This window comes from Ilumatobacter sp., assembly GCF_049588435.1.
Lineage (GTDB): Bacteria > Actinomycetota > Acidimicrobiia > Acidimicrobiales > Ilumatobacteraceae > Ilumatobacter_A.
Genome location: NZ_JBAVYV010000313.1, coordinates 1 through 3,786, shown reverse-complemented (window position 1 = coordinate 3,786; position 3,786 = coordinate 1). Strand labels below are relative to the sequence as shown.

Here is a 3,786-nt window from a genome sequence, read left to right as displayed (position 1 = left end):
GTGGTCGGCGAAGGCACCGATGATGCCGATGTCGGTGTCCTCGGAGAGCGGGAGGACTCCGTCGTTCGTCAGCAGCACGGTTCCGGCCGCCGCTGCCGCCCGGGCCACACGATGGTGGGCGACCTCGTCGACGACGCCTCGACCGCGCTCGGCGACCTCGCGGCTCGCACGTTCCGCGAGCGCCGCAACCGTGACGGCACGGTCGGTCACCGCTCCCTCGTCGAGTTCGCCTGCGTCGAGGGCGTCGAGGACCGCTCGGTCGTGAGCCCCACCGCTCGACGGCATCTCGAGATCGACCCCTGCGACAGTTGCCGACGCCCGGTCGTTGATGCCACCCCAATCGGTGACCACGAGCCCGTCGAAACCCCACTCGTCGCGCAGCACGTCTCCCAGGAGGCGGGGACTGTCCGACACGTACTCGCCGTTGACCAGGTTGTACGACGTCATCACCGCCCAGGGGGCCGACTCGCGAACGGCGATCTCGAAGCCGCGCAGGTACAGCTCGCGCAGGGTGCGCTCGTCGACGATCACATCGCAGACCATGCGGTACGCCTCATGGTTGTTGGCCACGAAGTGCTTGAGGCATGCCCCCACACCCTCGGACTGCACGCCGCGCACCATCGCCGCCGCCAGGTGCCCTGACAGCACCGGATCCTCCGAGAGGTACTCGAAGTTGCGGCCGCCGCAGGGATGCCGCTTGATGTTCATCCCCGGCCCGAGCACGACCCCGACCCCGTTGGCTCGACACTCCCGACCGAGGGCACGGCCGACCGATTCGATCAACGCCGTGTCCCAGCTCGCCGCGAGGCAGGAGGCGGTCGGGAAGCAGGTGGCCGGACGTGATTCTCCGATGCCGAGGTGATCGGCATCGTCCGGCTGGAGCCTCAGCCCGTGAGGACCGTCGGTCAGGGTGATCGCCGGGAGATCGAGCTCGTCGATCGACTCGGTCGCCCAGAACGTCGCACCGGACAGCAGCTCGACCCGCCGCTCGAGCGGCAGGTCGCTCACCGCCTGACGCAGCGCGGTCGGTCCGATCGTCATGCGTCCGGTCTAGTGCAAGCTCCGGACGCCGTACCAGCCCAGGATCACCAGTGTCACGCCCACGGTCAGCAGAACGAGCGAGCGTTCCTCGCGAACGAGGGCCACGATGACCAGCGCGACGAGGATGGTCACGACCACCTGGACCGCGACGCCCGCATCGGTGGTCGGCGACCACCAGGTCGCAACCGTCATCGCTTCAGCCGTCGGGCGACACGCCCACGCGCCATCGCCCACCACTCCTGCGGCAGCGTGCTGAACGTGTCGCTGGCGAATTCGTCGGCGACCGTGCCGACGAGCAGCGCGTAGGTCGGATACGGATGAACGGTCGCGAAGATCTTGCGGAGTCCGATGCCGTGGTCGATCGCGAGCGTGAACATCCCGATGATCTCGGCCGCCGTCGGCGCAACGATCGCCGCGCGCAGGATCTTCCCGGTGAATCGCTCGGCATCGACGATTGCGATCCCGTGCGCGACATCGTCGGTGTAGGCACGATCCAGATCTGCGATCTGGACGACGTAACGCCGTCGGCCGATCGACGGCAGGGCATCGACCTCGTCGACCGACATCCCGACCGAAGCGATCTGTGGCCTGGAGAAGACGGCGTTCGGGTGAGCGCGCGCCCCCCCGATCTTCGGCAGCTTGGGGAGCGCGATCGCACGGATGGTCCGCCGCGCGATCGAGTTGGCCCCGTGGGTGGTCGCCGTGTCGCCCGTGACATCGCCGACCGCGTAGATCCCGTCGACGTTCGTCCGCCCGAAGCTGTCGGCTGTGATTCCGGTCTTCGTCACGGTGACCCCGGCCGCATCGAGTCCGAGGTCATCGAGGCGCGGACGCCGTCCCACCGCGAGCAGCACCTTGTCGACGTCGTCGATCGTGGCGCCGTTGGCCAGGTGAGCGGTCGTCGAGTCGAACCGGTGGATCGTCGTTCCGGTGTGGACGACCACGCCACGTTCGCGTAGGACCGCCTCGATCGTCGACGACACCAGTGGATCCTCGGTCGCGATCAGACGATCCTGCATCTCGACGATCTCGACGGCGCTGCCGAGGTCGCGGAATGCCGTCGCCATCTCGAGCGAGATCGCTCCGCCCCCGACGAGCACCACCTTGGACGGAACCTCCTCGAGTTCGAACAGTGACTCGTTGGTCAGCAGGTGTTCGTCGTCGAGCCCGTCGATGCCGAAGTCCACCGGTCGCGATCCCGCACAGACGACGACGTTCTCGGCGACGACCTCGACGGTCGACCCGTCGGGCCCGGTCACCTCGACGACGTGGGGTCCTTTCCGACTGGTGAGCCGCCCCCTGCCTCGGACCAGGTGGATCATTTCGTGATCGACCATCTCCGCGTCCTCGCGGTCCCGGAGGCCGTCGCGCTTCGCCCGGACGGTGCCGAACGGATCGGTGTGACCAGCCGCCGCGGCGTGCAGCAGGGCCTTCGACGGGATGCAGCCAACGTTCGTGCAGTCGCCGCCGACCGGTCCGGATTCGATGAGCGCGACCTCGTGGCCGAAACCGGTGAGTCCGATCGCAACGGTGAGGCCACCGGAGCCGGCACCGATGACGGCGGCTCGATAGGTGCGGGCGGGGTCGTGCTGGTTCATGCGTGTCGCTTTCTATAGACGCGGGAGATGGTGACGCTGGCGGCGAAGATCGCGACGCCGGCGACGACCGCCCACGGATTGATCCCGCCGATGCCTTCGTCGATGCGTTCGAGCGATGCCCCGAGGAGGACGAACGAAATCGTGCCGGGGAGTGAGCCGAGGGCGGTTGCGAGCAGGAACGGCGCCCATCGGATGCGGAGTGCGCCGCAGCCGTAGTTGACGGCGTCGTACGGGAGGAACAGCAAGCGCATCGTGAACACGGTCTCGAAGCTGTTCTCACGGAGCCGATCGCCCCACGTCGAGGCGAACGAACGCCGCTCGTCGGCGCTGGTGCCGGTCCTGTCGAAGATCGTGTCGGATCGATCGGGGTCGTCGCATCGACCGGCGAGGACAAGCCCGATTCCGTAGGCGACCATCGCCGATGCATTGGCCGCGACGACGACCACGAGGATTCCCCACCACGCTCCGAACAGGATTCCACCCATCACCGTCAGCACGGACGCCGGGAACAGCACGAGGGGCCGCAGGACGTAGACCGCGACGTAGGCGGCGACGCCCCACCATGCCGAGTCGATGCCGTCGATGAAGCGTTGGCCGGATTCGGTGGTCGACAGCCCGGTCGATGCCTGGTAACTGCGCCAGCCGACGATCGCTGCCACGACGAGGAGCACGACCAGCATCCGTAGCGTCCACGTCCGCATGGGTGTCCACGTCCGCACGGGCGTGTTCATCGCAGAGTCCGGGCGGCCCAGCGCACGCGCTCGAATGCCGTGACGAGAACGGCTGCGGCCATGATCCACCAGATCGTCGTCGCCGCATCGGGGATGGCGAGGGCGAGCGTGAACACGATGATCGTCTCGGTTCCTTCGACGAGGCCGCGGGGGAGTGTCGCGCTCGTCGGCCGCCCCTCCGCCGACGCGACGAGGTCGCGCTTCTCGAGCAGCGCCGCCACGTACCCGAGCGAGACGGAGTTGACGTAGAAGCTCGCCAGCAGGACTGCCGTCGCGATCCACGTCGCACGCTCATCGATCCCGAACGCCAGCCCGAGTGGGATCGCCGCGTACGCCACGGTGTCGAAGACGAAGTCGATCAGCCCACCGACGTCGGTGGCCCGGCCGCCGGCGCGAGCCACCGAACCGTCGAGCCC

General features: G+C 68.2%; 5 protein-coding genes. All 5 read right to left on the bottom strand.

Annotated features, from left to right (window positions below; translation table 11 throughout):
* Positions 1-1,041, bottom strand: a 1,041-nt coding sequence (locus WBV89_RS12110; RefSeq protein WP_423981607.1) for a glycoside hydrolase family 3 N-terminal domain-containing protein, incomplete at its 3' end; no start/stop codon positions are given.
* A 9-nt stretch (positions 1,042-1,050) separates the two neighbouring features.
* Positions 1,051-1,233, bottom strand: coding sequence for a hypothetical protein (locus WBV89_RS12105; RefSeq protein ID WP_423981606.1), 183 nt, complete (start codon positions 1,231-1,233; stop codon positions 1,051-1,053).
* On the bottom strand, positions 1,230-2,639 hold the full coding sequence (locus WBV89_RS12100; RefSeq protein ID WP_423981605.1) for a dihydrolipoyl dehydrogenase family protein: 1,410 nt from the start codon (positions 2,637-2,639) through the stop codon (positions 1,230-1,232). The genes WBV89_RS12105 and WBV89_RS12100 overlap by 4 nt, the downstream gene beginning before the upstream one ends.
* Complete coding sequence (locus tag WBV89_RS12095; protein WP_423981604.1) at positions 2,636-3,340, bottom strand: TVP38/TMEM64 family protein; 705 nt, start codon at positions 3,338-3,340, stop codon at positions 2,636-2,638. The genes WBV89_RS12100 and WBV89_RS12095 overlap by 4 nt, the downstream gene beginning before the upstream one ends.
* A 26-nt stretch (positions 3,341-3,366) precedes the next feature.
* A partial coding sequence (locus WBV89_RS12090) for a CDP-alcohol phosphatidyltransferase family protein (RefSeq protein WP_423981603.1) occupies positions 3,367-3,786 on the bottom strand: 420 nt, incomplete at its 5' end.

What these genes read in the sequence shown, in the direction of transcription:
- WBV89_RS12100 (WP_423981605.1), bottom strand. Translation starts at nt 2,639, where the DNA reads ATGAACCAGCACGACCCCGCCCGCACCTATCGAGCCGCCGTCATCGGT.
- WBV89_RS12105 (WP_423981606.1), bottom strand. Translation starts at nt 1,233, where the DNA reads ATGACGGTTGCGACCTGGTGGTCGCCGACCACCGATGCGGGCGTCGCG.
- WBV89_RS12095 (WP_423981604.1), bottom strand. Translation starts at nt 3,340, where the DNA reads ATGCGGACGTGGACGCTACGGATGCTGGTCGTGCTCCTCGTCGTGGCA.